26 protein-coding genes, 2 tRNA genes and 1 rRNA gene (1 of these 29 only partly in view) are annotated in these 26,311 nt (G+C 46.5%); all 29 read left to right on the top strand.

Translation table 11 applies throughout. The features are described from left to right. Position 1 precedes the first annotated feature (1 nt). Complete coding sequence (locus CXL14_RS03060) at positions 2-1,582, top strand: putative polysaccharide biosynthesis protein (protein ID WP_014416727.1); 1,581 nt, start codon at positions 2-4, stop codon at positions 1,580-1,582. Next, the gene (mazG, locus tag CXL14_RS03055; protein WP_014416728.1) at positions 1,572-3,047 is read left to right on the top strand and encodes a bifunctional methyltransferase/pyrophosphohydrolase YabN; all 1,476 of its coding nucleotides are present in this window, start codon (positions 1,572-1,574) and stop codon (positions 3,045-3,047) included. Before CXL14_RS03060 ends, mazG begins: the two co-directional genes overlap by 11 nt. A 1-nt stretch (position 3,048) precedes the next feature. Beyond that, entirely contained in the window at positions 3,049-3,309 is a 261-nt protein-coding gene (locus tag CXL14_RS03050; protein ID WP_007409934.1) for an RNA-binding S4 domain-containing protein, read from the top strand. Between the two features lie 78 nt (positions 3,310-3,387). Continuing rightward, the gene (yabP, locus tag CXL14_RS03045) at positions 3,388-3,690 is read left to right on the top strand and encodes a sporulation protein YabP (protein WP_004264638.1); all 303 of its coding nucleotides are present in this window, start codon (positions 3,388-3,390) and stop codon (positions 3,688-3,690) included. Next, a complete protein-coding gene (gene yabQ, locus CXL14_RS03040; RefSeq protein ID WP_014416729.1) occupies positions 3,687-4,322 on the top strand; it encodes a spore cortex biosynthesis protein YabQ in 636 nt (211 codons plus the stop codon). Before yabP ends, yabQ begins: the two co-directional genes overlap by 4 nt. Positions 4,323-4,339: 17 nt before the next feature. Further along, complete coding sequence (gene divIC, locus CXL14_RS03035; RefSeq protein WP_014416730.1) at positions 4,340-4,717, top strand: cell division protein DivIC; 378 nt, start codon at positions 4,340-4,342, stop codon at positions 4,715-4,717. A gap of 80 nt (positions 4,718-4,797) precedes the next feature. After that, positions 4,798-5,184 carry a S1 domain-containing RNA-binding protein gene (locus tag CXL14_RS03030; protein ID WP_004264630.1) on the top strand — a complete coding sequence of 129 codons (387 nt, stop codon included), beginning with the start codon at positions 4,798-4,800 and terminating at the stop codon, positions 5,182-5,184. A 157-nt stretch (positions 5,185-5,341) separates the two neighbouring features. After that, positions 5,342-5,418 (top strand) — tRNA-Met (locus CXL14_RS03025). Between the two features lie 9 nt (positions 5,419-5,427). Continuing rightward, positions 5,428-5,499, top strand: a tRNA-Glu gene (locus tag CXL14_RS03020). Between the two features lie 209 nt (positions 5,500-5,708). Beyond that, a complete protein-coding gene (spoIIE, locus tag CXL14_RS03015) occupies positions 5,709-8,198 on the top strand; it encodes a stage II sporulation protein E (RefSeq protein ID WP_007409936.1) in 2,490 nt (829 codons plus the stop codon). Between the two features lie 67 nt (positions 8,199-8,265). Further along, complete coding sequence (locus CXL14_RS03010) at positions 8,266-9,003, top strand: vWA domain-containing protein (RefSeq protein WP_101287653.1); 738 nt, start codon at positions 8,266-8,268, stop codon at positions 9,001-9,003. Continuing rightward, positions 8,969-9,970, top strand: coding sequence for a protein kinase domain-containing protein (locus tag CXL14_RS03005; protein WP_101287651.1), 1,002 nt, complete (start codon positions 8,969-8,971; stop codon positions 9,968-9,970). Before CXL14_RS03010 ends, CXL14_RS03005 begins: the two co-directional genes overlap by 35 nt. Before the next feature lie 104 nt (positions 9,971-10,074). Beyond that, positions 10,075-11,493 carry a tRNA lysidine(34) synthetase TilS gene (tilS, locus tag CXL14_RS03000; protein WP_101287931.1) on the top strand — a complete coding sequence of 473 codons (1,419 nt, stop codon included), beginning with the start codon at positions 10,075-10,077 and terminating at the stop codon, positions 11,491-11,493. Beyond that, a complete protein-coding gene (gene hpt / locus CXL14_RS02995; RefSeq protein ID WP_004264611.1) occupies positions 11,490-12,029 on the top strand; it encodes a hypoxanthine phosphoribosyltransferase in 540 nt (179 codons plus the stop codon). Before tilS ends, hpt begins: the two co-directional genes overlap by 4 nt. Before the next feature lie 97 nt (positions 12,030-12,126). Then, the gene (ftsH, locus tag CXL14_RS02990) at positions 12,127-14,046 is read left to right on the top strand and encodes an ATP-dependent zinc metalloprotease FtsH (RefSeq protein ID WP_004264608.1); all 1,920 of its coding nucleotides are present in this window, start codon (positions 12,127-12,129) and stop codon (positions 14,044-14,046) included. Positions 14,047-14,194: 148 nt separating this feature from the next. Further along, positions 14,195-14,971: a type III pantothenate kinase gene (locus CXL14_RS02985; RefSeq protein WP_007409940.1), complete on the top strand. Its 777-nt coding sequence runs from the start codon at positions 14,195-14,197 to the stop codon at positions 14,969-14,971. Positions 14,972-14,981: 10 nt separating this feature from the next. Further along, complete coding sequence (hslO, locus tag CXL14_RS02980) at positions 14,982-15,857, top strand: Hsp33 family molecular chaperone HslO (protein ID WP_004264606.1); 876 nt, start codon at positions 14,982-14,984, stop codon at positions 15,855-15,857. Between the two features lie 45 nt (positions 15,858-15,902). Then, on the top strand, positions 15,903-16,793 hold the full coding sequence (locus CXL14_RS02975) for a peptidyl-prolyl cis-trans isomerase (RefSeq protein WP_014416734.1): 891 nt from the start codon (positions 15,903-15,905) through the stop codon (positions 16,791-16,793). Positions 16,794-16,868: 75 nt separating this feature from the next. Then, positions 16,869-17,795, top strand: a complete 927-nt coding sequence (cysK, locus tag CXL14_RS02970; protein ID WP_007615206.1) for a cysteine synthase A — start codon at positions 16,869-16,871, stop codon at positions 17,793-17,795. Between the two features lie 166 nt (positions 17,796-17,961). Then, positions 17,962-19,383 carry an aminodeoxychorismate synthase, component I gene (gene pabB / locus CXL14_RS02965; protein WP_014720621.1) on the top strand — a complete coding sequence of 474 codons (1,422 nt, stop codon included), beginning with the start codon at positions 17,962-17,964 and terminating at the stop codon, positions 19,381-19,383. Between the two features lie 6 nt (positions 19,384-19,389). Then, a complete protein-coding gene (gene pabA, locus CXL14_RS02960) occupies positions 19,390-19,977 on the top strand; it encodes an aminodeoxychorismate/anthranilate synthase component II (protein WP_007409944.1) in 588 nt (195 codons plus the stop codon). Next, positions 19,974-20,858 carry an aminodeoxychorismate lyase gene (pabC, locus tag CXL14_RS02955; protein ID WP_014416736.1) on the top strand — a complete coding sequence of 295 codons (885 nt, stop codon included), beginning with the start codon at positions 19,974-19,976 and terminating at the stop codon, positions 20,856-20,858. The genes pabA and pabC overlap by 4 nt, the downstream gene beginning before the upstream one ends. Next, positions 20,839-21,696, top strand: coding sequence for a dihydropteroate synthase (gene folP / locus CXL14_RS02950; protein ID WP_014416737.1), 858 nt, complete (start codon positions 20,839-20,841; stop codon positions 21,694-21,696). The genes pabC and folP overlap by 20 nt, the downstream gene beginning before the upstream one ends. Then, positions 21,689-22,051, top strand: coding sequence for a dihydroneopterin aldolase (gene folB / locus CXL14_RS02945; RefSeq protein ID WP_014416738.1), 363 nt, complete (start codon positions 21,689-21,691; stop codon positions 22,049-22,051). Before folP ends, folB begins: the two co-directional genes overlap by 8 nt. Next, positions 22,048-22,551 (top strand): 2-amino-4-hydroxy-6-hydroxymethyldihydropteridine diphosphokinase, encoded by a 504-nt coding sequence (gene folK / locus CXL14_RS02940; protein ID WP_014416739.1) that lies wholly within the window; start codon positions 22,048-22,050, stop codon positions 22,549-22,551. The genes folB and folK overlap by 4 nt, the downstream gene beginning before the upstream one ends. Beyond that, positions 22,503-22,712, top strand: coding sequence for a helix-turn-helix domain-containing protein (locus tag CXL14_RS02935; protein WP_003150668.1), 210 nt, complete (start codon positions 22,503-22,505; stop codon positions 22,710-22,712). The genes folK and CXL14_RS02935 overlap by 49 nt, the downstream gene beginning before the upstream one ends. Positions 22,713-22,733: 21 nt before the next feature. Continuing rightward, positions 22,734-23,735: a tRNA dihydrouridine synthase DusB gene (gene dusB, locus CXL14_RS02930; RefSeq protein WP_007409948.1), complete on the top strand. Its 1,002-nt coding sequence runs from the start codon at positions 22,734-22,736 to the stop codon at positions 23,733-23,735. A gap of 89 nt (positions 23,736-23,824) precedes the next feature. Next, on the top strand, positions 23,825-25,324 hold the full coding sequence (lysS, locus tag CXL14_RS02925) for a lysine--tRNA ligase (RefSeq protein ID WP_014416740.1): 1,500 nt from the start codon (positions 23,825-23,827) through the stop codon (positions 25,322-25,324). Positions 25,325-25,652: 328 nt separating this feature from the next. Further along, a 16S ribosomal RNA gene (locus CXL14_RS02920) occupies positions 25,653-26,311 on the top strand; it runs 891 nt beyond the window's last position.

Below are 26,311 nucleotides of genomic sequence, written 5' to 3'. Positions count from 1 at the left end.
GATGAACGATTCAGTTGGCGCTAAGCGGCAATCGGCATGGAAAGGTGCTTTTGTGCTCGTCGTTGCGGGCATCGTGACGAAGATATTAAGCGCCGTGTACAGGGTTCCTTTTCAGAATATTGTCGGTGACGTCGGATTTTACATTTATCAGCAGGTGTATCCGTTTTTAGGGATCGCGGTCATGCTGTCAACATCTGGTTTTCCGGTAATCATCTCTAAATTAATGAACGATTATAGCGATCATAAACAAAAAATAATGAAAATTTCCGCCCTTTATGTCACGGCGGCCGGACTTGTTCTGTTTGCGCTCATGTATGCCGGCGCGGCGCCGTTGGCCGGTTTTATGGGTGACGACCGCCTTGTGATGCTGATAAGGGTCGCGGCGTTCGCTTTCATACTGTTTCCGTTTACGGCGGTTTTCAGGGGGTATTTCCAAGGCGTGCATGATATGATGCCGTCAGCCTTATCCCAGATTACGGAACAGCTTCTTCGCGTGGCGGTGCTTCTCGGTTTATCCTTCTGGCTTTTGAAAAGCGGCCGCTCATTATACGCGGCAGGTGCGGGGGCGGCCTCGGGATCAATTGCCGGAAGCTTGGCGGCCCTTTGTGTATTGGCTGTTTTCTGGTATAAGCGGGAAGAAACAAAGAAGGACGGCGGACATATCGAAACGGCCGTCATTATAAAAAAGCTGCTGCTTTATTCAGTCACCATCTGTATCAGCAGTGTACTTATGCTTTTGCTTCAGCTTGTAGACGCCTTAAACTTATATTCACTGCTTTCAGACGGGACGGAGAGCCATGCCGCGAAACAGCTGAAAGGCATATATGACCGCGGACAGCCGCTCCTTCAGCTGGGAACCGTGTTTGCCGTCAGTATCGCCGCGTCATTGGTTCCTTCAATTTCAAAAGCGGTGCATGAGAATAAGCCGTTTATCATAAAAGAGAAAGCGACATCAGCCGTCAAGCTCTGCCTTGCGGTAGGGATCGGTGCATCAGCCGGGCTTTTTTGCATTTTAGAGCCGGTGAATATCATGCTTTTCCAAAACAGTGAGGGGACGCAGACCTTACAAATATTCAGCTTATCTATCTTTTTTGCCTCGATTGCGCTTACGGCAGCCGCGATTCTGCAAGGAGCGGGACATACCGTTTTCCCCGCCGTATCCGTTTTGGCGGGAGGGGCGCTGAAATGGGTGCTGAATGTTTGGCTGGTCCCCGGCTGGGGTATTACAGGAGCGGCACTGGCGACCGTCTTGGCATTTGCCGCAGTTGCGTGCCTGAATCTCCGGAGAATTTGGTCGAAGGGCTGGCTGACGAATATCGGCGGCGTGATTGCCCGTCTATGCTGGTGCAGCCTGCTGATGGTCTTCTTTCTGCTCGTATATATGAAGCTTTGGCAGTTATTTGTTCCTGTCAGCAGGGCCGGAGCTGTATGTGAGAGTCTGTCTGCGTCAGTCATCGGAGGACTATTGTTTATTTATTGTATGATAAGAATGAAGATTTTCACGGACGAAGAGCTGAGCGGCCTTCCTTTCGGCAGTGCTTTAAGCAAATTGAAAAAGAGGAGAGAAAAACATGGCAGGTAACATTACGGTCGTCGGCCTCGGCGCCGGAGACATGGATCAATTGACAGTGGGCGTACATAAGCTGCTGACTCAGGCGAAGCATTTATATATAAGAACGAAAGACCACCCTTTGATTTCGGAATTAGAGCAAGAGACGGAAGCGGACATCCGGTATTTTGATGATATTTATGAAAAACATGATCAGTTTGAAGCGGTCTATGAAGAGATCGCGGACATTCTGTTTGAAAAAGCGAAGCAAGAGGATGTCGTCTACGCTGTGCCCGGGCATCCGTTTGTCGCTGAGAAAACCGTTCAGCTGTTATTTGAACGCTGGGAAGAACAACAGATAGCTGTTCATACTGCCGGAGGGCAAAGCTTTCTGGATGCCACTTTTAATGCTTTGCGAATTGATCCGATTGAAGGGTTTCAATTTACGGATGCGCAAACAATGACGCCGGATGAGCTCGAACTCCGCCATCACCTGATCATTTGCCAGGTTTATGACCAGATGACGGCCTCTGAGGTAAAGCTGACGCTTATGGAGAAATTGCCTGACGACTATGAAGTGGTCATCGTCACGGCAGCCGGAAGCAAGGGAGAAAAGATGACCAAGGTGCCTTTGTTTGAACTTGACCGCAATGTAGAAATAAATAACTTAACAAGCGTGTATGTTCCGCCGATTAAAAAAGAAGAACTCCTTTACCAGGAATTTTCTGCATTCCGAAGTATTATTCGTGAGCTTCGCGGGCCGAACGGCTGTCCGTGGGATCAAAAGCAGACACACCAGTCATTAAAGAAATATATGATTGAGGAATGCTACGAACTGCTTGAGGCCATTGACGAAGAGGACACGGATCACATGATAGAAGAACTCGGGGACGTCATGCTTCAGGTTATGCTGCACGCCCAGATCGGAGAAGACGAGGGGTATTTCTCAATTGATGATGTCATCAGAGACATCAGTGCGAAGATGGTCAGACGGCACCCGCACGTGTTTAAGGATGTTAAGGTTCAGGATGAACATGATGTCGTCGCCAACTGGGAAGAAATCAAAAAGGCGGAAAAGCAAACAACATCCTCTTCATTGCTGGATGCTGTGCCGAAAACACTGCCTTCTCTTGCAAAAGCGGCCAAGCTTCAGAAAAAAGCCGCGAAAACCGGCTTTGACTGGGATGACGTTCAGGATATATGGGATAAAGTAAATGAAGAGCTGAAGGAATTTTCTGCAGAGGCTTCCGCCGAAACAGCAGATGAAATCAGCTTAAAAGCTGAATTCGGCGATGTTTTATTTGCATTGGTCAATATCGGCCGATACTATAAAATTGAGCCTGAGGAAGCGCTCGCCATGACAAATGACAAATTCCGCAGACGCTTTGCTTATATTGAGAAAGAAGCGGCAGCAAAGGGACTTGAATTGACCGCAATGTCACTTGAAGAAATGGACAAATTGTGGGATGAAGCAAAAGAAATGGAGAGGAGATTCTGATATGAGACTTGATAAGTTTTTAAAAGTATCCAGATTAATTAAACGCCGCACATTGGCGAAAGAGGTCGCCGATCAAGGGAGAATCACCGTTAACGGGAATCAGGCGAAAGCCAGCTCAGACGTAAAAGCCGGTGATGAACTGACGGTCCGCTTCGGCCAGAAGCTTGTCACCGTGAAGGTAAACGAATTGAAAGAAACAACGAAAAAAGAAGAAGCCGCGGGCATGTATACAATCGTCAAAGAAGAAAAACTCGGCGAATAGGCTTGTTCTAAACAAGGCTCCCGCCTCATACAATGCAGTAATAATGCTAAAAGTATCGAGGATATGGGGGCTGAATAGATGAATTCATATTATGAGCAAAAAGGTTCTTCTTCTGTTCCGGAACAGCATGATGTAACGATGAAAGGGAGAAAGCATTTAGACATTTCGGGCGTCAAGCATGTAGAAAGTTTTGACAACGAAGAGTTTTTGCTGGAAACAGTTATGGGAATGCTTTCCGTCAGAGGCGAGAACCTGCAGATGAAAAACCTTGATGTGGAAAAAGGGATTGTATCTATAAAAGGCAGGGTGTTTGACCTTGTATATTTAGACGAGCAGCAAGGGGATAAAGCTAAAGGGTTTTTTAGCAAGTTGTTTAAATGACACTGACGACCCAATTTTATACGATGCTGGCAATGACCGGTATGGGCGCCTGGCTCGGAGCGTCGCTTGATACATACAGGCTGTTTGTCAGCCGCGCCAAAACGGCCAGATGGCTGTTATTCATTCATGACATTCTCTTTTGGATTGTACAAGGTCTGATGTTTTTCTATGTGCTGCTCAACGTGAATGAAGGAGAACTCAGGGTATACATTTTCTTGGCTGTCTTACTGGGTATTGCGACGTACCAAAGCCTGTTTAAACGAATGTATATAAAAATACTGAAATTTGCCATTCATCTTGCGGTGTCTCTTTACCAATTCGCAAAAAAGCTCATTCAGCACGTGCTGTTCCGTCCGGTGCTTCTGCTCTTTAAGCTGCTCATCGGGCTGATCACAGTTATTTCTTTATACTCCTATCGGGTGAGTGCCTTTTTTGCGAAGTGTCTTTTTAAGATCGTAGCTTTTTTGCTGTATCCGCTGTTCTTCCTGTTGAAACAATTATTGAAACTTCTTCCTGAAAAATGGCGTCTTACTTTCAAACGATATTTTCAAAAAAGTGCAGGATTTTCACAAAAGAGCAAGAAACTAATCATAACAATCAGATCGACCATGATACGTATTTTGAAAAGGTGAAAGGAGGACCGTCTGGTTTGAATCTATCTAGAGAACGTACAATAACTGAAATTCAAAACGACTATAAAGAGCAGGTTGAACGGCAATCCCAGCTTATGAAAAGAAGGCGGAAAGGGCTTTTCAGACGGTTGATCGTATTCGGCGCCCTTGTGTTGTTGACGGCTATTGTCTTAGCGGGTTCTCTGTGGTCACAGACCTCTTCCCTTAGCGCAAACGAAGAAAAGAAAGCTCAGCTGGAAAAACAAGTGAAAAAATTGAACGCGAAACAGGCTGATTTAAAAGATGAAATTTCCAAATTAAAGGATGAGGATTACGTCACAGAGCTTGCCAGAAGAGACTTGTTTATGTCAGGAAATGGTGAGATTCTCTTTAATGTAGAAAAGAAGAGCAAGTAGCCTTGTTGACACTTAAATTTTTATTTAGGTATAATTAAACAAACGATCTTTTTATAAGCCTAAGGAGGAGCACTTTTTTTATGTCGATTGAAGTTGGCAGCAAGTTGCAAGGGAAAATAACAGGTATTACAAATTTCGGAGCATTTGTTGAATTGCCTGGAGGCTCAACCGGTCTCGTTCATATCAGTGAGGTAGCCGATAATTATGTAAAAGACATTAACGAGCATTTAAAAGTCGGCGATCAAGTTGAAGTGAAAGTCATCAACGTTGAAAAAGACGGGAAAATTGGTTTATCAATTAAAAAAGCTAAAGACCGTCCGCAAGCCAGACCTAGAAATGATTTCCGTCCGAAAGAATCTTTTGAACAGAAAATGAACAAGTTTCTTAAAGATAGCGAAGACCGCTTATCATCTTTAAAACGAAACACGGAATCAAAACGTGGAGGGCGCGGAGCAAGAAGAGGATAACTTGCTGCTTTCTATAAATACATGGAGCATCCGTCTATCCCAGCGGGTGCTTTTTTTGTATGCGTCCGTATAGTCAGAAAATTAAAACTTTAAAGTTTCTGTTGACGAGATGAAGAAACCTTTGTATTATATAACTTGTGCTTATAAGCACCTATATGGCGGTGTAGCTCAGCTGGCTAGAGCGTACGGTTCATACCCGTGAGGTCGGGGGTTCGATCCCCTCCGCCGCTACCATATATATCCGGCCCGTTGGTCAAGCGGTTAAGACACCGCCCTTTCACGGCGGTAACACGGGTTCGAATCCCGTACGGGTCATCAAGCGAATCGGCTTCTGTTGCAGAAGCCGATTTTTTCATATTTAGACAACTTTTTGAGAAATGTCGGAGGAAATACGAAAGGAAAGGGGAACAAGGGAGAAAGCGTCGAAGAGTTCTTTAGAATTGTTACCTTCTTTTGACAAAATCCTATCTGGGCTTTCATTTATAATGACAAGCAACGAATAAAACAGGTGGGGGATGAGAGCAATGGAAAAAGCGGAAAGAAGAGTGAACGGGCCGATGGCGGGACAAGCTCTGGAAAAACTGCAATCGTTTTTTGAAAAGGCGGCAAAGCTTACAGTCCATCAAGCGCATTCACTTTTTTTCTATAAGGGGTTCATTTATGTCGTGATCGGTTTTTTACTTGGACGGGCTTTCATATTATCTGAGGTTCTTCCGTTTGCACTGCCGTTTTTCGGAGCGATGCTGTTGATCAGAAGAGATAAAGCCTTCTATGCTTGTCTGTCTTTACTTGCGGGCGCTTTAACCATTTCGCCGAAACACTCTTTATTGATTCTCACAGCTTTGGCCGTCTTCACTCTATTTTCGAAAATCGGTACATATATCGTGCAGGACCGGGTGAAGATGCTGCCGATCGTGGTGTTTTTCTCTATGGCTGCCGCGAGAATCGGATTTGTTTATTTTGAAAGCGGCGCTTTTACCACCTATGATTATGTGATGGCTGTTGTCGAGGCGGGCCTGGCCTTTATTTTGACGCTGATCTTTTTGCAAAGCCTGCCGATTTTCACGATCAAAAAAGTGAAGCAATCGTTAAAAATAGAAGAAATCATCTGTTTTATGATCTTGATCGCATCCGTATTAACCGGGCTTGCCGGTGTTTCATTTCAGGGAATGCAGGCTGAGCATATCCTGGCCCGCTATGTCGTGCTGAGTTTTTCCTTTGTGGGCGGGGCAAGCATCGGCTGTACGGTCGGTGTTGTGACCGGACTGATCCTCGGGCTTGCGAATATCGGGAATCTCTATCAAATGAGTCTGCTTGCGTTTTCCGGGCTTCTTGGCGGGCTGCTGAAAGAAGGAAAGAAAGCCGGCGCCGCAGTCGGATTAGTGATCGGCTCACTGCTGATTTCATTATATGGAGAAGGATCTGCCGGATTAATGACCACTCTTTATGAATCTTTGATTGCCGTTGTTTTGTTTTTGATTACGCCCCAATCGATTACGAAAAAGGTGGCGAGATACATACCGGGCACTGCTGAGCACAGTCAGGAACAGCAGCAGTACGCAAGGAAAATCAGAGATGTCACCGCCCAGAAAGTAGACCAGTTCTCCAATGTGTTTCATGCCTTGTCGGAGAGCTTCGCCACCTTTCATCAGACATCTTCTGATGAGCAGGCGGAAGAAGGGGAAGTGGATCTCTTTTTAAGCAAAATCACCGAGCATTCCTGCCAATCCTGCTATAAGAAAAGCAAATGCTGGGTTCAAAACTTTGATAAAACATATGACTTAATGAAACAAGTTATGCATGAAACAGAAGAAAAACAGTATGCCTCAAACCGCAGATTAAAAAAGGAGTTTCAACAGCACTGTTCCAAATCCAGACAGGTGGAAGAGCTGATTGAGGACGAACTTGCCCACCATCATGCCCATCTGACACTGAAGAGAAAAGTTCAGGACAGCAGAAGGCTTGTTGCCGAGCAGCTGTTGGGGGTTTCTGAGGTCATGGCGGACTTTTCTCGGGAAATAAAACGGGAGAGGGAGCAGCATTTTATTCAGGAAGAACAAATGATAGAGGCGCTTCAGCATTTCGGAATCGAGATTCAGCATGTCGAGATATACAGCTTGGAGCAGGGCAATATTGATATCGAAATGACAATCCCGTTCAGCGGAGGACACGGCGAGAGTGAGAAAATTATCGCCCCGATGCTGTCTGACATTCTTGAGGAGCAGATACTTGTCAAAAGCGAACAGCACTCGACTCATCCGAATGGCTACAGCCATGTCGCGTTCGGTTCGACCAAGTCGTACCGGGTATCGACAGGCGCGGCTCATGCGGCAAAAGGCGGCGGCCTTGTCTCCGGCGACAGCTACAGCATGATGGAACTGGGGGCGAGAAAGTATGCGGCCGCGATCAGTGACGGCATGGGCAATGGGGCGAGGGCCCATTATGAGAGCAATGAAACGATTAAGCTGCTCGAAAAAATTCTCGAATCAGGTATTGATGAAAAAATAGCGATCAAAACGATCAACAGTATTCTGTCTTTACGGACGACAGACGAAATCTACTCAACTCTCGATCTTTCTATCATTGATCTTCAGGATGCAAGCTGCAAATTCTTGAAGGTCGGTTCAACGCCGAGTTTTATCAAGCGGGGAGATCAAGTCATGAAAGTTCAGGCCAGCAATCTGCCGATCGGCATCATCAATGAATTTGATGTGGAGGTTGTAAGTGAACAGTTAAAAGCGGGAGATCTGCTCGTCATGATGAGTGACGGTATTTTTGAAGGGCCGAAGCACGTTGAAAACCACGACCTGTGGATGAAACGGAAAATGAAAGGGCTGAAAACCGAAGATCCGCAGGAAATCGCTGATATATTAATGGAAGAGGTCATCAGAACGCGTTCCGGCCAAATCGAAGACGATATGACGGTGGTTGTTGTCCGGATTGATCACAACACGCCGAAATGGGCTTCCATCCCGGTGCCGGCGGTTTTCCAAAATAAAAAGGAGATTTCTTAATCCTTTCGTATAAATCACTTTCCTTCTGGCGAAGATGGGACTAATCGTATCACCGGGAGGAATGTATGTGAATAAGGGACATTTAAATCAAGTTCTGCTGATTACAGATGGCTGCTCCAATCATGGTGAAGACCCGATCGCAATGGCGGCTTTCGCCAAGGAGCAGGGGATTACGGTGAATGTTATAGGAATTATGGAAGAAAATGCGATTGACCAAGAGGCAATGAAGGAAGTTGAAGGCATCGCCATGGCCGGAGGCGGCGTCCATCAAGTTGTGTATGCGTCACAATTGTCTCAGACGGTTCAAATGGTGACGAAAAAAGCAATGACCCAGACGCTGCAAGGCGTCGTCAATCAAGAGCTTAAACAAATTTTAGGAAAAAACGTTGAAATGGAAGAGCTTTCTCCTGAAAAACGCGGCGAAGTGATGGAAGTTGTTGATGAACTCGGCGAAACGGTTCATCTGCAAGTGCTTGTGCTGGTTGATACGAGTGCGAGTATGGCGCCGAAACTGCCGACGGTGAAAGAAGCGCTGGTCGATCTTTCCATCAGTTTAAATTCCCGGGCCGGACAAAATGAATTTGCAATGTGTATATTTCCCGGGAAAAGCCAGGAAGTTGAGCTTGTACTGAATTGGACGCCGAAGCTTGAATCCCTTTCTGCACTCTTTGCGAAGCTGTCGACCGGCGGTATCACCCCTACGGGCCCCGCTATCCGGGAAGCGACGCAGCAGTTTGAGAGAATCCGCTCAAGAAGGAGCATGTTGGCAGATGATGAACGACGCTTTAACGAGTTTGGCATGTAGTCTGGCACCGGGGACGGCAATTCAGGGCAAATGGAACGGCAAATCCTACAGATTGCTCAAACAGCTTGGAAAAGGGGCTAACGGTATTGTATATTTGGCAGAAGCATCAGGCGGACAGGTCGCTTTGAAAATAAGCAGCGACAGCATGTCTGTTACCTCTGAAGTGAATGTCTTAAAATCCTTTTCAAAGGCCCGGTCGCAAACGATGGGGCCTTCTTTTTTTGATGCGGACGACGCGTTTATACCGCAGCTGAATAAAAATGTCTCTTTTTACGTGATGGAGTACATAGAAGGGCCGCTTCTTCCGCAATATATCAGCAGTAAGGGAGCGGAGTGGATTCCGGTGCTGATGGTGCAGCTTCTTTCCAGCCTGTCAGTCCTTCATCAGCAAGGATGGGTTTTTGGCGACCTCAAACCGGACAATCTCATTGTAACCGGACCACCGGCTGCCATTCGCTGCATTGATGTAGGGGGAACGACAAAACAGGGCCGCGCGATTAAAGAGTATACGGAGTTTTACGACAGGGGCTATTGGGGGTATGGAACAAGAAAAGCAGAACCATCCTATGACCTGTTTGCTGTCGCAATGATCATGATCCACTGTGTCCAGAAGAAAGAGTGCAAAAAGTCAGGACAGCCGAAAGAACAGCTTCGTTCTATCATTGAAGGCCATCCGTTTCTGAATAAGTATAAGAAGGTTCTGTTTTCTGCTTTAAACGGCCAATATCCGTCTGCGGAAGCCATGAAGCATGACATCCTGACGGCGGGGCAGAGCGCCGGGAGCAAAAGGAAAGCCGCCGTCAAGCCTAAGCCGCCGCATTCAAAACCGCGGCAGGGCACTGTATCTCAAACGCGGTATAAACCTAAACAAAAACCCGCAAAGCACAATGGTTTGTTTGAAACAACACTTATTTTAATCAGCGTTCTCGCCCTTTATTTCGCTTACATCGTCTTTTTTCTCATCTAGTGCCGGCCGGACGCCTGCGCTCATGCTTCTTCTTTGCTTGGAGGGAATGAAAGTGATAGGATATGTATATCTTTAAAAAACCTGCTCATTGTGAGGGGGACATTGTGAAAAGCGTGGAAGATTTTTTCAAAACATATCATCTTCAGGCGGAGGGAGAAACGATTATTGCCGGGGTCTCCGGAGGCCCTGATTCAATGGCGCTTCTCAGTATGCTGAATAAGCACTTCGGGCATTCCTCCGTTATCATAGCGGCGCATGTCGACCATCAGTTCAGGGGTCCTGAATCTGAAGAAGATATGAAGTTTGTGCAGTCATATTGCGAGGCTGAACACATCCTCTGCGAAACGGTACAGATTGATGTTTCTGCATACGCAAAGAAGAATAAGCTGAACAAGCAGGCTGCCGCGCGTGATTGCAGATATCAGTTTTTCGAAGATCTGATGACAAAACACCAAGCGAAGTTTTTGGCGCTGGCTCATCACGGCGATGACCAGGTTGAGACAATGCTCATGAGGCTTGCGAAAGGTACGCTCGGGGCAGGGCTTGCGGGAATGCAGCCCGTCCGCGAATTTGCATCCGGCTGGCTGATTAGGCCTTTCCTCTATACGGCAAAGGATGAAATCCTTGAATACTGCTGTCAAGAAGGGCTCAGCTACAGAACGGATGAGAGCAATGCAAAAGACGATTATACAAGAAACAGATTCAGAAAGACCGTGCTTCCTTTTTTAAAACAAGAATCACCTGACGTTCATAAAATGTTTCAAAAGGTGAGTGAAGCACTGACAGAAGACGAACAATACCTGCAGTCATTAACGAAAGAACGAATGAATAAGGTTATTACAAGCAAGTCTGACACATCTGTTGAAGTCAATTCCTCTCAATTGCTTGCCCTTCCGATACCTTTACAAAGAAGAGGAGTTCAACTAATATTAAACTATCTTTATGAAAACGTTCCATCGTCGTTTTCCGCCCGCCACATACAGCAGTTTCTCGAATGGGCGGAAAATGGAAGCGCCTCGGGAGTGCTTGATTTTCCGAAAGGGCTGAAGGTGGTCAAATCATATCAGACATGTTTGTTTACATTTGAACAATGGCAATGTGAAAAGGTTCCCTTTGAGCTGCAGCTGCAAGGAGCGGAAGGCGAGACTGCTGTTCTCCCCAACGGCTTTATGATAGAGGTGGCCGATCAGGCTGACCCTCATATCAAAAATGGGAATGCTGTTTTTATGACAAGCAGAAATAAGGTGCAATTTCCTTTAACAATCCGGACGAGAAAAATCGGCGATCGGATCAAACTTAAAGGGATGAATGGCTCGAAAAAGGTGAAAGATATATTTATTGATCATAAACTGCCTCTGCGGGATCGGGACGAATGGCCGATTGTAACGGATGCGAGCGGTGAAATTATCTGGCTGCCTGGCTTGAAAAAATCCATCTTTGACGATCTTGTGATTTCAAACAGTGACCGCATTGTATTACAATATAGACAGCATGAAAAGTGTAGGGGGCAAGCATTAACATGAAACAGGATATCGAAAAAGTGCTGATCTCAGAAGATGAGATCCAGCAGAAAGTAAAACAGCTTGGAGAACAATTAACAAGCGAGTACAGCGACACGTTTCCGTTGGCAATCGGTGTGTTAAAGGGAGCGCTTCCTTTTATGGCTGATCTTATAAAGCATATTGATACATATTTGGAAATGGACTTCATGGATGTATCAAGCTACGGAAATTCCACGGTTTCTTCCGGAGAAGTCAAAATCATCAAAGATTTGGATACATCTGTAGAAGGCCGGGACATCTTAATCATTGAAGATATTATCGACAGTGGGTTAACCTTGAGCTATCTCGTAGAACTCTTCCGATATCGTAAAGCGAAATCAATTAAGATTGTTACCCTGTTGGATAAACCAAGCGGAAGAAAAGCGGACATTAAAGCAGACTTCGTAGGCTTTGAAGTTCCTGACGCGTTTGTTGTGGGTTACGGACTTGATTATGCCGAACGCTATCGCAATCTGCCTTACATCGGAGTATTAAAACCGGCGATTTATGAAAGCTGATCGGCTGCCTGCTTCCGAGATGGTTATCGGTTGTATTGGAATGATTTTCTATGGTACTATTGAACATAGTTGTGCTTACTGTGGGAGGAGGTAAGGAATGAATCGGGTCTTCCGTAATACCATTTTTTATTTACTTATTTTATTAGTAGTAATCGGGGTTGTGAGTTACTTCCAGACTTCAAACCCGAAAACAGAAAATATGTCGTACAGTACGTTTATCAAGAACCTCGATGAGGGGAAAGTTGATAGCGTATCGGTTCAGCCTGTCAGAGGTGTTTATGAGGTAAAAGGACAGCTGAAAAAATACGACAAAGACCAGTACTTTTTAACACATGTTCCTGAAGGAAAAGGAGCAGACCAGATATTTGATGCAATTAAAAAGACGGACGTAAAAGTTGATCCCGCACAGGAAACAAGCGGGTGGGTGACGTTCTTAACGACGATCATTCCGTTTGTCATCATCTTTATTCTGTTTTTCTTCCTGCTCAATCAGGCTCAGGGCGGCGGCAGCCGTGTCATGAACTTCGGAAAGAGCAAAGCGAAGCTGTATACGGAAGAAAAGAAACGCGTGAAGTTTAAAGATGTAGCCGGCGCGGATGAGGAGAAGCAGGAGCTCGTTGAGGTTGTTGAGTTTCTGAAAGATCCTCGCAAATTCGCCGAGCTTGGCGCCAGAATCCCTAAAGGCGTGCTGTTGGTCGGACCTCCGGGAACCGGTAAGACGCTGCTTGCGAGAGCCTCAGCCGGTGAAGCGGGCGTTCCTTTCTTCAGCATCAGCGGATCTGACTTCGTTGAAATGTTTGTCGGTGTCGGTGCTTCCCGTGTGCGTGATTTATTCGAAAATGCGAAAAAGAATGCGCCTTGTCTGATCTTCATTGATGAGATCGACGCGGTGGGACGTCAGCGCGGCGCAGGTCTTGGCGGCGGGCATGATGAACGCGAACAGACGCTGAACCAGCTGCTTGTAGAGATGGACGGTTTCAGTGCGAATGAAGGAATCATTATTATCGCTGCGACAAACCGTGCGGACATTCTCGACCCTGCATTGCTTCGTCCGGGACGTTTTGACCGTCAGATTACGGTAGACCGTCCGGATGTCATCGGCCGTGAAGCCGTATTACAGGTCCATGCGAGAAACAAACCGCTTGATGAAACGGTGAACTTAAAAGCGATCGCTTCAAGAACACCCGGTTTCTCAGGCGCCGATTTAGAAAACCTTCTTAACGAAGCGGCACTTGTTGCTGCCCGTCAAAACAAGAAGAAAATTGATATGCGCGACATTGATGAAGCGACGGACCGTGTCATTGCGGGCCCTGCGAAGAAGAGCCGCGTCATATCGAAAAAAGAACGCAATATCGTGGCGTACCACGAGGGCGGTCACACCGTTATCGGACTTGTGCTGGATGAAGCCGATATGGTTCATAAAGTAACGATCGTTCCGAGGGGGCAGGCGGGCGGATACGCGGTCATGCTTCCGAGAGAAGACCGTTACTTCCAGACAAAACCTGAACTTCTCGATAAAATTGTCGGTCTTCTGGGCGGACGCGTTGCCGAGGAAATTATCTTCGGCGAAGTCAGCACGGGCGCTCACAATGACTTCCAGCGGGCAACGAACATTGCCAGAAGAATGGTGACAGAGTTCGGTATGTCAGAAAAACTCGGACCGCTTCAGTTCGGTCAATCTCAAGGCGGTCAAGTATTCCTGGGCCGGGATTTCAACAACGAGCAAAACTACAGTGATCAGATCGCTTACGAAATCGATCAGGAAATTCAGCGCATCATTAAAGAATGTTATGAGCGTGCGAAAACCATCCTGACTGAAAATCGCGATAAGCTTGAATTGATTGCTCAGACATTGCTTGATGTGGAAACATTAGATGCGGAACAAATCAAGCATCTCGTGGATCACGGAAAACTCCCTGAGCGCAATTTCTCAGATGACCATCTTCAAAAAGACGATGTGAAAGTAAACATCCTGTCTAAAACAGAAGACGAAAAGAAAGACGAGCCGAAAGAATAGTTCGCTTTCTGATATGAAAACCGCCGGCGTATACCGGCGGTTTTTTTACTGGTTCCGTTTTGTTTACAAAAGAGCCGCAGATCGTGTATGGTATTGTAGAATGTTGAAAATGTTATGATTAGAAACTATTCAAAAGTGGTGATAGAGGTTGTTACTGGTTATAGATGTGGGGAACACCAACACCGTGATTGGTGTATATCATGATGGGGAATTAGAATATCATTGGCGCATAGAAACGAGCAGGCACAAAACAGAAGACGAATTCGGCATGCTGCTCCGCTCCTTATTTGAACATTCCGGACTCATGTTTGAACAGATTGAAGGGATTATCATCTCATCCGTGGTGCCGCCGATTATGTTCTCTTTAGAAAGAATGTGCACAAAATACTTTCACATCGAGCCGCAAGTTGTCGGCCCGGGAATGAAAACAGGTTTAAATATAAAGTATGACAATCCGAAAGAAGTGGGAGCTGACAGGATCGTCAATGCCGTTGCGGCGATCCAGCAGTATGGCGGCCCCTTAATTGTTGTTGATTTCGGAACGGCGACGACGTATTGCTACATTGATGAAAACAAACAATACATGGGCGGCGCGATTGCTCCCGGCATTACGATTTCGACGGAAGCGCTGTACTCACGTGCGGCGAAGCTTCCGAGAATTGAAATTGCCCGTCCGGACAATATCATCGGCAAAAACACGGTAAGCGCCATGCAGTCCGGCATCCTTTTCGGCTATGTCGGACAAGTTGAAGGTATAGTGAAGCGGATGAAATGGCAGGCAACACAGGAACCGAAAGTCATTGCGACAGGCGGGCTTGCGTCATTAATCGCAAACGAATCAGACTGTATTGATATTGTTGACCCGTTTCTCACTCTGAAAGGGCTGGAAATCATTTATGAGCGAAATCGTGTGGGTCACGTATAGGAGGTAAACGATGGATTATTTAATTAAAGCAATTGCATATGACGGTAAAGTGCGGGCTTATGCAGCCAGAACGACAGATATGGTTAATGAAGCGCAAAGAAGGCATGACACGTGGCCGACGGCATCAGCCGCAATCGGCCGGACGATGACAGCTTCTCTGATGCTCGGAGCGATGCTTAAGGGTGAAGATAAGCTGACAGTCAAAATAGAAGGCGGCGGCCCGATCGGAGCCATTGTCGCAGATGCGAACGCAAAGGGTGAGGTAAGAGCATACGTATCAAACCCGCACGTTCATTTTGACCTCAATGAACAAGGGAAACTGGATGTCAGACGGGCGGTCGGAACTGACGGAACACTCAGTGTCGTAAAAGATTTGGGCTTGCGTGATTATTTTACGGGACAAGTAGAGATTGTCTCGGGTGAACTCGGTGACGACTTCACGTATTACCTTGTTTCTTCTGAACAAGTCCCTTCATCTGTCGGCGTAGGTGTTCTGGTAAATCCTGATAACACGATTCTCGCTGCGGGCGGGTTCATCATTCAGCTTCTTCCGGGGACTGATGAAGAAACCATTTCAACAATTGAGAAGCAATTATCTCAAATCGAACCGATTTCAAAATTGATTCAAAAAGGCCTGACACCGGAAGAAATCTTAGAAGAAGTTCTGGGTCAAAAACCGGACGTTCTCGAAACAATGCCGGTCAAATTTCACTGTTCTTGTTCAAAAGATCGATTCGAAACGGCCATTTTAGGACTAGGCAAAAAAGAAATACAAGATATGATAGAAGAAGACGGAAAAGCCGAAGCGGTTTGCCATTTTTGTAATGAGAAATATTTATTTACAAAAGAAGAACTGGAAGAGCTTCGTGACGAAACAACCCGCTAGCTCTTTAGCGGGTTGTTCTATTTTATAAAAGGGATGGGGTAGATTTTGAAATCGAGAACACTTTTGACGATTATTGTAGCGGCGCTGTTAGTATGCAGTGTGACAGTGGCGTATAAGTTAACAAAATCCCAAGCCGCGGGGTCATCTGAAGAATCCATCGCGACAATCGGTGATAAACATATCACACGGCAAGACTGGATGAAAAAGATGGAAGACCAGTACGGAAAATCAACTCTGGAAGACATGATTAATGCACAAGTAGTGGAAGAGCTTGCGAAAAAGAATAAACTCACAGTTTCAAACAGCGAATTGGAGCGGGAGTTTCTTTTAATCAAAGCGGTGAATAATTCATTTTATGAAGACAGCCATATTACCGAAAAAGAATGGAAAGACCAGATCCGCTACAACATTCTTCTTGAAGAACTGCTGACGAAGGACATCGATATATCGGATAAGGAAATGCAATCATTTTATAATAAAAATAAAGAATTATACCATTTCGATGATTCCTACAGAATCCGGCACATCGTCGTCAAAAACAAAGAAGAGGCGGACAGGGTGCTTGCTGATTTGAAAGGCGGTTCCAGCTTTGAAGCAGTCGCCGCTGAGCGTTCCACGGACAGATACACGTCTCAGTATGGCGGAGACCTTGGCTTTGTGACAGAAAACCAGGAAAATATCCCGCAGGCATATATCACAGAAGCTAAAAATCTTAAAGAAGATGAATGGTCCGCTGAACCGATTAAAGTTTCCTCAAGATACGCCGTCATTCAGCTGAAAGAAAAGCTTAAAGCGAGGACTTTCTCATACAATGAAGTGAAGAGCCAAATCAGACGCCAGATCGCGATGGATCAATTAGGTGACAAGGCGACAGTCAAAACGCTGTGGAAAGAGGCGGGGGTCTCTTGGTTCTACGGGGAAAAAAGAACTAAATGATTGACAAAAAATTTTGAAATTGATAACTTATATTTATAATACCAATAAATTTAGTCGGAAATTGAGGTGTCCAACATGGTGCGTATTGCAAATTCTATTACTGAACTAATCGGAAATACTCCTATTGTGAAATTGAATCGCCTGACGGATGAAAACAGTGCAGATGTATATCTGAAGCTTGAATACATGAATCCGGGCAGCAGCGTAAAAGACCGGATCGGAGTGGCGATGATTGAAGCGGCTGAAAAAGAAGGAAAATTAAAAGCCGGCGACACAATCATTGAACCGACAAGCGGAAATACAGGGATCGGTCTTGCAATGGTGGCAGCGGCTAAAGGTCTCAGAGCCATTCTCGTTATGCCTGATACAATGAGTATGGAACGACGCAATCTGCTGCGCGCATACGGAGCGGAGCTTGTGCTGACTCCCGGCGCAGAAGGAATGAAGGGCGCCATTAAAAAGGCGGAAGAACTTGCGGAGGAACACGGATACTTTGTGCCTCAGCAATTCAACAATGCGGCAAACCCGGAAATTCACCGCCAAACGACGGGGAAAGAAATCGTAGAACAGTTTGGTGACGACCAGCTTGATGCGTTCGTGGCCGGAATCGGTACCGGCGGAACCATCACGGGAGCGGGCGAAGTGCTGAAAGAAGCATATCCATCCATCAAAATCTATGCGGTAGAGCCGGCGGATTCTCCAGTTCTTTCCGGCGGAAAACCGGGCCCGCATAAAATTCAGGGTATCGGAGCGGGATTTGTCCCTGAAACATTGAATACGGACATCTATGATCAGATCATTCCCGTCAAAAACGAGGATGCATTTGAATATGCCCGTAAAACGGCAAAAGAAGAAGGGATTCTCGGCGGCATTTCTTCCGGAGCGGCCATTTACGCGGCACTGGAAATCGCGAAAAAACTGGGGAAAGGCAAGAAAGTGCTTGCGATCATCCCTAGTAACGGAGAACGTTACTTAAGCACACCGCTTTATCAGTTTGAATAGAGACATACACACGGCTCCCGGCTGTATCCGGGAGTTTTTTTGTGCTGAAGCATCGAAAATCCAAAAAACGTTTCGAATTTTATGGTTGGAAGTGAAATTCACTTTTTTCACCAGTGTGATTGCTTTAAAATAAAACTACAGTAAAACGAAGCAGAGGATTGATATGATGGCACAACGCAGACCGGCAGGAAGAAAAATACCTTTTACGAAACAAGCATTTTTACAGCGATATGAAAACCTTTCGAAATCGAGAAAACGGCATGTTCTGCTCGAAAGCGCGAGAGGGGGAAGATTCAGTATAGCCGGTCTAGATCCGATTGCGTCCGTCAGAGGGAAAGACGGAATTACAACGATCAAGCATGAGGGGGAAACACTGTTTAAAGAAGGTGACCCGCTGCGGGCCTTTCATGAATGGTTTGGAACGCTCGGAACGGAAACAAACGTTGAGTTTCCGGACTTTCAGGGCGGTGCGATTGGTTTTATCAGTTACGACTACGCCCGATATATTGAGAATTTTAAGATGCTGTCGTTAGATGATCTGGAAACACCTGATATTTACTTTCTTGTTTTTGATGATGTGGCCGTTTATGACCATGAGGATGAGGCGTTATGGCTCATTACCCATACTGAAGCGGAAGAAGCGGATCTTGCGGAAGAAAAGCTGTCCGGCTTAGAGGACATGTGGTGTTCCCTCCAAACGGCGGACGAGCCTTTTTCACCGCTGGATCGGAATGGGGACGGATCGTACGCCGCTCCGTTCACTGAAGAAGGATTTTCGCAGGCTGTAGAACAAATTAAACAATATATCGCGAGCGGCGATGTGTTCCAGGTTAATTTGTCCATCAGGCAGTCTCAGTCCTTATCCGTTCATCCGTATGAGGTGTATAAACACTTGAGAAACGTCAATCCGTCTCCTTACATGGCCTATCTCGAGACACCGGGGTTTCAAGTGATATGCGGGTCGCCGGAGCTATTGGTGACAAAGAAGGGGAAGAAGCTTGAAACGAGACCGATCGCGGGTACGCGTTCAAGAGGAAAAGACGATGCTGAAGACAAGGCTTTGGCTGACGAATTAATTCACAATGAAAAAGAACGTGCGGAACACGTCATGCTTGTTGATCTTGAGCGCAATGACCTCGGGCGCGTATCGCGCTACGGCTCCGTGCGCGTTAACGAATTTATGGCGATCGAAAAGTATTCCCACGTCATGCATATCGTGTCAAACGTACAGGGAGAGCTGCAGGACGGATATGACGCGACAGACATTATTCATGCGGTGTTCCCGGGGGGCACCATCACGGGAGCGCCCAAAGTGAGAACGATGGAAATTATAGAAGAGCTTGAGCCGACAAGACGGGGGCTTTATACTGGATCTATAGGCTGGTTCGGATTCAACGGAGATTTGCAGTTTAACATTGTGATCCGGACGATCTATGCAGCCGGCGGACATGCTTTTATGCAGTCCGGAGCAGGAGTGGTCATTGATTCGGTTCCGAAGCATGAATACAAGGAATCGTTCAAAAAAGCTTTTGCGATGAAAAAGGCGTTAGAGCTGAGCGAAGAAGAGACAAAAAATCAGACGAGGTGAGCAGAGATGATTTTAATGATTGACAATTATGATTCATTTACGTACAACTTGGTTCAATATTTGGGTGAGCTCGGGGAGGAACTGATCGTCAGACGGAATGACGAGATTACGATTGAGCAGATTGAAGAGCTGGGTCCGGACTTCTTAATGATTTCACCCGGGCCGTGCAGTCCTGATGAAGCGGGGATCAGCCTCGAAGCCATCAAACATTTTGCCGGCAGTATTCCTATTTTCGGCGTATGTCTCGGGCATCAGTCGATTGCGCAAGTATTCGGCGGCGATGTCGTCAGAGCAGAGCGGCTCATGCACGGCAAAACGTCAGAAGTTATGCATGACGGACAGACGATTTTTAAAGGCCTGCAAAATCCGCTGGTCGCCACCCGGTACCATTCACTTATTGTCAAAGCGGACACGCTGCCGGATTGTTTTACGGTATCCGCTCAAACCAAAGAAGGAGAAATTATGGCAATCCGCCATAATGAGCTGCCTGTTGAAGGTGTTCAGTTCCATCCGGAATCCATCATGACCTCCTTCGGCAAAGAGATGCTCAGAAACTTTATAGAGACACACCGCAAAAAGGAAGTAACGGTGTGATTATATATTTGAATGGTCAATATATAGAGGAGAAAGAAGCGGCGCTTTCTCCTTTTGACCATGGTTATCTGTACGGGATCGGCGCGTTCGAGACGTTCAGGCTTTACAGCGGCCGGCCGTTTCTGCCGGATGCGCATGTCGCCAGGCTCAACAGGGCGCTTCGGGATCTGCAGATTGCATATGAGGTGAACAAACAGGAGCTGCTTGATATGCTTCTGAGACTGTTGCTCCTCAATGACATCAAGGACGGCAGCGCGCGTGTCCGGCTTAACATCTCGGCAGGCGTCAGCGATAAGGGATTTGCCGCGCAGACTTATGAAAAGCCGACCGTCCTTTGTTTCGTCAACCGGCTCAATCCGGAAACTCTGCCTGTTCAAAAAGAAGGCAGGCTTCTCTCTGTCCGGAGAAACACGCCTGAAGGATCTTTTCGGTTAAAATCCCATCACTATTTAAACAACATGTATGCTAAACGGGAGATCGGGAATGATCCCAATCTTGAAGGCATTTTCCTGACCGGAGAAGGAGATGTCGCGGAAGGCATTGTCTCCAACGTGTTTTGGCGAAAAGGAGACAAGGTCTTTACGCCATCTTTGGATACGGGAATTCTCGACGGCGTAACGAGACAGTTTGTCATTGATGAATTGAAACGGCAGGGGACAGAAGTCACCGAAGGCCGATTCCGTTTTCAATCAATGCTTGAAGCGGATGAAGCATGGATGACAAACTCCGTGCTTGAAATCATCCCGTTTTCTAAAATAGAGGAAGTTCCGCTGCCAGGAATGAGCGGAAAAACGGTGCAATTGCTCCGTAAGCAGTATCAGCATGAAATAAACAAAATGAATGTACAGGAGGAGGAACAAAATGGCGCAGCAAACAATTGAACAGCCTAAACTGATTCATACAAAAAAAGGCGCTCTGTCCTATAAAGAGAAGACGCTCGTTATGGGGATATTAAATGTAACGCCAGACTCCTTCTCTGACGGCGGCAAATACGACAGTACGGAAAGGGCGCTTCTGCGTGCGGTGAAGATGGCTGAAGAAGGGGCGCATATCATAGATATCGGCGGTGAATCGACAAGACCCGGCGCATCACTCGTGTCGGCTGATGAGGAAATGTCACGAGTCATCCCCGTCATAGAACGGATCACAAGCGAGCTGGACATTCCGCTTTCAATCGATACGTACAAAGCGTCCGTGGCAGACGAAGCGGTCAAAGCGGGAGCCTCTATCCTTAATGACATCTGGGGGGCGAAAGGTGATCCTGACATGGCGTCAGTAGCCGCCGCACACGGGGTTCCGATTATCTTAATGCATAATCGCATGGAAAGAAACTACAACGATCTTATTCCTGATATGCTTGCAGACCTGATGGAAAGCGTGAAAATTGCCGCAGAAGCCGGCGTCACAGATGAAAACATGATTCTGGATCCGGGGATCGGCTTTGCGAAAAACTATGAGGACAATCTGGCTGTCATGAACAAGCTGGAGGTGTTCAGCGGGTTAGGTTATCCGCTGCTCCTGGCGACATCGAGAAAAAGGTTCATCGGCCGTGTACTTGACCTTCCCCCTGAAGAACGTGCCGAGGGAACGGGAGCGACAGTATGCCTTGGCGTCCAGAAAGGCTGCGACATTGTGAGGGTGCACGATGTCAAAGAGATCGCAAGAATGACTAAGATGATGGATGCTATGTTGAACAAAGGAGGCGCACATTATGGATAAAGTATATGTGGAAGGTATGGAGTTTTACGGATATCACGGCGTGTTCGAAGAAGAAAACAAACTCGGCCAGCGCTTCAAAGTAGACCTGACTGCCGAACTGGATTTGAGCAAAGCGGGGCAAACGGATGACCTTTCTTATACCATTAACTATGCGGAATTGTACAGTGTCTGCCGCGGCATCGTTGAGGGCGAGCCCGTTAATTTGGTCGAGACCCTTGCGGAACGGATCGCAGACACCGTCCTTGAGAAATTTGAGCCGGTGCAGCAATGTACGGTAAAGGTTGTTAAGCCTGACCCGCCGATTCCCGGCCATTATAAATCAGTAGCTATAGAAATGACGAGAAAGAAATCATGAACAATACGGCATATATCGGCCTCGGTTCCAATATGGGCGACCGTGAACATTATTTGCGCCAGGCAGTGGCCATGCTCAGCCGGCATCATGGTTTGACGGTGTCAAAGGTGTCCTCCATATATGAAACAGATCCCGTCGGCTATGAGGATCAAGATCAGTTTCTCAATATGGCGGTTGAAGTGAAAACGTCGTTATCTCCTTTTGAACTTCTTGATGTAACGCAGAGCATTGAAGCTGAATTAGGCAGAACGAGAGAGATTCGCTGGGGACCGCGGACGGCAGACCTTGACATTTTGCTGTATAATCGTGAAAATATTGAAACAGAGCGGCTGATTGTTCCGCATCCGAGAATGTATGAGCGCTTATTTGTCCTTGCGCCGTTAAAAGAAATATGTCCGCAGGCGGATCATATCACGATAAGCGCTGAAACAAACCAAGAAGGTGTAAGAGTATGGAAGCAGAAATCTGGGGTAGGCGAATTCGTGCATTCAGAAAGCTGAAAGGTTATACTCAAGAAGGATTTGCAAAAGCATTAGGTATATCAGTTTCTATTGTCGGTGAAATTGAACGCGGAAACCGATTGCCGTCAGATGCCATCATTCAAGATGCGGCAGATGTTTTAAATATAAGTGCGGACGAATTGGCCCCGCCTGAAAAATAGACAAATGAAAGGAGGGGAAAAATGTTTAAAATCGGTGATATTCAATTGAAAAACCGGGTTGTGCTTGCCCCTATGGCCGGTGTCTGCAACTCAGCGTTCAGATTGACTGTAAAGGAATTCGGAGCCGGATTGGTATGCGCTGAAATGGTCAGTGACAAAGCGATTCTTTACAACAACGCCAGAACAATGGGGATGCTTTACATTGATGAACGTGAAAAACCGCTCAGCCTTCAGATTTTTGGAGGGAAAAAGGAAACTCTTGTGGAAGCGGCGAAGTTTGTAGATCAAAACACGACTGCTGATATTATTGATATTAACATGGGATGTCCCGTACCCAAGATTACAAAATGTGATGCGGGCGCCAAATGGCTTCTCGATCCTGATAAGATTTATGAAATGGTATCCGCAGTAGTAGATGCTGTTGATAAGCCGGTTACAGTGAAGATGAGAATGGGTTGGGATGAAGAGCACATCTATGCGGTGAAAAATGCCCAAGCCGTTGAACGTGCCGGCGGAAAAGCCGTTGCCCTGCACGGCCGCACAAGAGTGCAAATGTATGAAGGCACTGCGAACTGGGATATCATTAAAGAAGTGAAGCAATCCGTCTCCATTCCCGTCATCGGAAACGGTGATGTCAAAACGCCTCAGGACGCGAAACGTATGCTTGAGGAAACAGGAGTTGACGGCGTCATGATCGGCCGGGCCGCACTCGGCAACCCGTGGATGATTTACCGTACGGTGCACTACCTTGAAACCGGTGAGTTAAAAGACGAACCGAAAGTCCGTGAAAAAATGTCGGTATGCAAACTGCACTTAGACCGCCTGATTAAGTTAAAAGGCGAAAATGTGGCAGTCAGAGAAATGAGAAAACACGCTGCCTGGTACCTGAAAGGTGTCAGAGGCAATGCGAATGTACGCAACGAAATCAACCAATGTGAGACGCGTGAAGAAGTTGTGCAGCTTTTAGATGCATTTACCGCCGAAGCAGAGGCAAAAGAGCTTCAAGATGCAAAAGTAGGTTAATATACACCCTCTATTGCTGCTCACTGCCAGCTTACCGCTGGCAGTTTTTCTGCTTTTTCGTGAAATCAAAATGTAACGGAGTGATACCAATGAGTCAAGAAGAGCAAAATCATGAGGAATTGAACGACCAGCTGCAAGTCAGACGAGATAAAATGAACCAGCTGAGAGAAAACGGCATTGACCCTTTCGGCGAACGTTTCGAGAGAACGCATCAATCTCAACAGATCATTGACGCCTACCAGGAGCTTTCTAAAGAAGAACTGGAAGAAAAAGCGATCGAAGTGACCATTGCAGGCCGTATGATGACAAAGCGCGGAAAAGGGAAAGCCGGCTTTGCGCATCTGCAGGACTTAGAAGGTCAAATTCAAATTTACGTAAGAAAAGACAGTGTCGGCGAAGAACAATATGAAATCTTTAAATCTTCAGACCTCGGAGACGTTATCGGCATCACGGGGAAAGTTTTCAAAACAAACGTAGGCGAGCTTTCTGTCAAAGCGACATCTTTTGAACTGCTGACAAAAGCACTGCGTCCTCTTCCTGATAAATATCATGGGTTAAAAGATGTTGAACAGCGTTACCGCCAGCGCTATCTCGATCTCATCGTAAACCCTGACAGCAAACAAACGTTTATCACACGCAGCAAAATCATCCAAGCGATGAGAAGATACTTAGATGACCATGGATACTTAGAAGTTGAAACACCTACGATGCACAGCATACCGGGAGGAGCGTCTGCACGCCCGTTCATCACGCACCATAACGCGCTCGATATGCCTCTTTATATGCGTATTGCGATTGAACTGCACCTGAAACGCCTGATTGTCGGCGGATTGGAAAAAGTCTACGAAATCGGCCGTGTGTTCCGTAACGAAGGTGTTTCTACACGCCATAACCCTGAATTCACGATGATCGAGCTGTATGAAGCGTACGCCGATTATAAAGATATTATGAGCCTTACGGAAAACCTCGTTGCACATATTGCGCAGGAAGTGCTTGGAAGCACCACAATCCAGTACGGCGAAGAGCAGATTGATCTGAAACCTGAATGGAAACGACTCCACATGGTAGATGCGGTCAAAGAAGCGACAGGCGTAGATTTCTGGAATGAGATGACTGTTGAAGAAGCGCGCGGTCATGCAAAAGAGCATGGTATCGAGATCACAAACTCAATGACGGTGGGTCATATCATCAATGAATTCTTCGAACAAAAAATTGAAGAAACACTCATTCAGCCTACATTTATTTACGGCCACCCTGTAGAGATTTCTCCTCTTGCTAAGAAAAATCCGGAGGACCCTCGCTTTACAGACCGTTTTGAGCTGTTTATCGTCGGCCGTGAGCACGCTAATGCGTTTACGGAGCTGAATGACCCTATTGACCAGAGGGAACGCTTTGAAGCGCAATTAAAAGAAAGAGAAGAAGGAAACGATGAAGCGCATATGATGGATGAAGACTTCGTTGAAGCTCTTGAATACGGCATGCCGCCGACCGGGGGATTGGGTATCGGTATCGACCGCCTTGTCATGCTGTTAACAAATGCTCCGTCTATCAGAGACGTTTTATTATTCCCTCAAATGAGACAACGCTAATAAAAGGGCAGGCGCCGTTTCTGCTTATCGCAGTACGGCGCTTTTTTAGAAACAAGCCGCTCGTAAAACTTTTTTGATTTTCTTTTAAAAAACTATTGCACTATTATTTGTGAGGTGGTATATTATTATTCGTTGCCGCTAAACAAGGCGCTGACGAAAAAAAGAAATTCAAAAAGTTGTTGACTTCAAGAGATTGATAAGATATAATAATAAAGTCGCTTGAACGAAAGACAAAATGATCTTTGAAAACTAAACAAGACAAAACGTACCTGTTAATTCAAAGTTTTAAATAAATCGCACAGTGATGTGCGTAGTCAGTCAAACTACTTTATCGGAGAGTTTGATCCTGGCTCAGGACGAACGCTGGCGGCGTGCCTAATACATGCAAGTCGAGCGGACAGATGGGAGCTTGCTCCCTGATGTTAGCGGCGGACGGGTGAGTAACACGTGGGTAACCTGCCTGTAAGACTGGGATAACTCCGGGAAACCGGGGCTAATACCGGATGGTTGTTTGAACCGCATGGTTCAGACATAAAAGGTGGCTTCGGCTACCACTTACAGATGGACCCGCGGCGCATTAGCTAGTTGGTGAGGTAACGGCTCACCAAGGCAACGATGCGTAGCCGACCTGAGAGGGTGATCGGCCACACTGGGACTGAGACACGGCCCAGACTCCTACGGGAGGCAGCAGTAGGGAATCTTCCGCAATGGACGAAAGTCTGACGGAGCAACGCCGCGTGAGTGATGAAGGTTTTCGGATCGTAAAGCTCTGTTGTTAGGGAAGAACAAGTGCCGTTCAAATAGGGCGGCACCTTGACGGTACCTAACCAGAAAGCCACGGCTAACTACGTGCCAGCAGCCGCGGTAATACGTAGGTGGCAAGCGTTGTCCGGAATTATTGGGCGTAAAGGGCTCGCAGGCGGTTTCTTAAGTCTGATGTGAAAGCCCCCGGCTCAACCGGGGAGGGTCATTGGAAACTGGGGAACT

Origin of the sequence: Bacillus sp. SJ-10 (genome assembly GCF_002843505.1) — a bacterium.
GTDB lineage: Bacteria > Bacillota > Bacilli > Bacillales > Bacillaceae > Bacillus > Bacillus velezensis.
Note: the sequence above shows the minus strand (reverse complement) of the source record. Positions and strands in the feature narration are given on the sequence as shown.

Bases quoted from the DNA above. Each gene is read 5' to 3' on its own strand.
- CXL14_RS03060 (WP_014416727.1), top strand. From the start codon at position 2: ATGAACGATTCAGTTGGCGCTAAGCGGCAATCGGCATGGAAAGGTGCT.
- mazG (WP_014416728.1), top strand. From the start codon at position 1,572: ATGGCAGGTAACATTACGGTCGTCGGCCTCGGCGCCGGAGACATGGAT.
- CXL14_RS03050 (WP_007409934.1), top strand. From the start codon at position 3,049: ATGAGACTTGATAAGTTTTTAAAAGTATCCAGATTAATTAAACGCCGC.
- yabP (WP_004264638.1), top strand. From the start codon at position 3,388: ATGAATTCATATTATGAGCAAAAAGGTTCTTCTTCTGTTCCGGAACAG.
- yabQ (WP_014416729.1), top strand. From the start codon at position 3,687: ATGACACTGACGACCCAATTTTATACGATGCTGGCAATGACCGGTATG.
- CXL14_RS03030 (WP_004264630.1), top strand. From the start codon at position 4,798: ATGTCGATTGAAGTTGGCAGCAAGTTGCAAGGGAAAATAACAGGTATT.
- spoIIE (WP_007409936.1), top strand. From the start codon at position 5,709: ATGGAAAAAGCGGAAAGAAGAGTGAACGGGCCGATGGCGGGACAAGCT.
- CXL14_RS03005 (WP_101287651.1), top strand. From the start codon at position 8,969: ATGATGAACGACGCTTTAACGAGTTTGGCATGTAGTCTGGCACCGGGG.
- hpt (WP_004264611.1), top strand. From the start codon at position 11,490: ATGAAACAGGATATCGAAAAAGTGCTGATCTCAGAAGATGAGATCCAG.
- ftsH (WP_004264608.1), top strand. From the start codon at position 12,127: ATGAATCGGGTCTTCCGTAATACCATTTTTTATTTACTTATTTTATTA.
- hslO (WP_004264606.1), top strand. From the start codon at position 14,982: ATGGATTATTTAATTAAAGCAATTGCATATGACGGTAAAGTGCGGGCT.
- cysK (WP_007615206.1), top strand. From the start codon at position 16,869: ATGGTGCGTATTGCAAATTCTATTACTGAACTAATCGGAAATACTCCT.
- pabB (WP_014720621.1), top strand. From the start codon at position 17,962: ATGGCACAACGCAGACCGGCAGGAAGAAAAATACCTTTTACGAAACAA.
- pabA (WP_007409944.1), top strand. From the start codon at position 19,390: ATGATTTTAATGATTGACAATTATGATTCATTTACGTACAACTTGGTT.
- folP (WP_014416737.1), top strand. From the start codon at position 20,839: ATGGCGCAGCAAACAATTGAACAGCCTAAACTGATTCATACAAAAAAA.
- folB (WP_014416738.1), top strand. From the start codon at position 21,689: ATGGATAAAGTATATGTGGAAGGTATGGAGTTTTACGGATATCACGGC.
- folK (WP_014416739.1), top strand. From the start codon at position 22,048: ATGAACAATACGGCATATATCGGCCTCGGTTCCAATATGGGCGACCGT.
- CXL14_RS02935 (WP_003150668.1), top strand. From the start codon at position 22,503: ATGGAAGCAGAAATCTGGGGTAGGCGAATTCGTGCATTCAGAAAGCTG.
- dusB (WP_007409948.1), top strand. From the start codon at position 22,734: ATGTTTAAAATCGGTGATATTCAATTGAAAAACCGGGTTGTGCTTGCC.
- lysS (WP_014416740.1), top strand. From the start codon at position 23,825: ATGAGTCAAGAAGAGCAAAATCATGAGGAATTGAACGACCAGCTGCAA.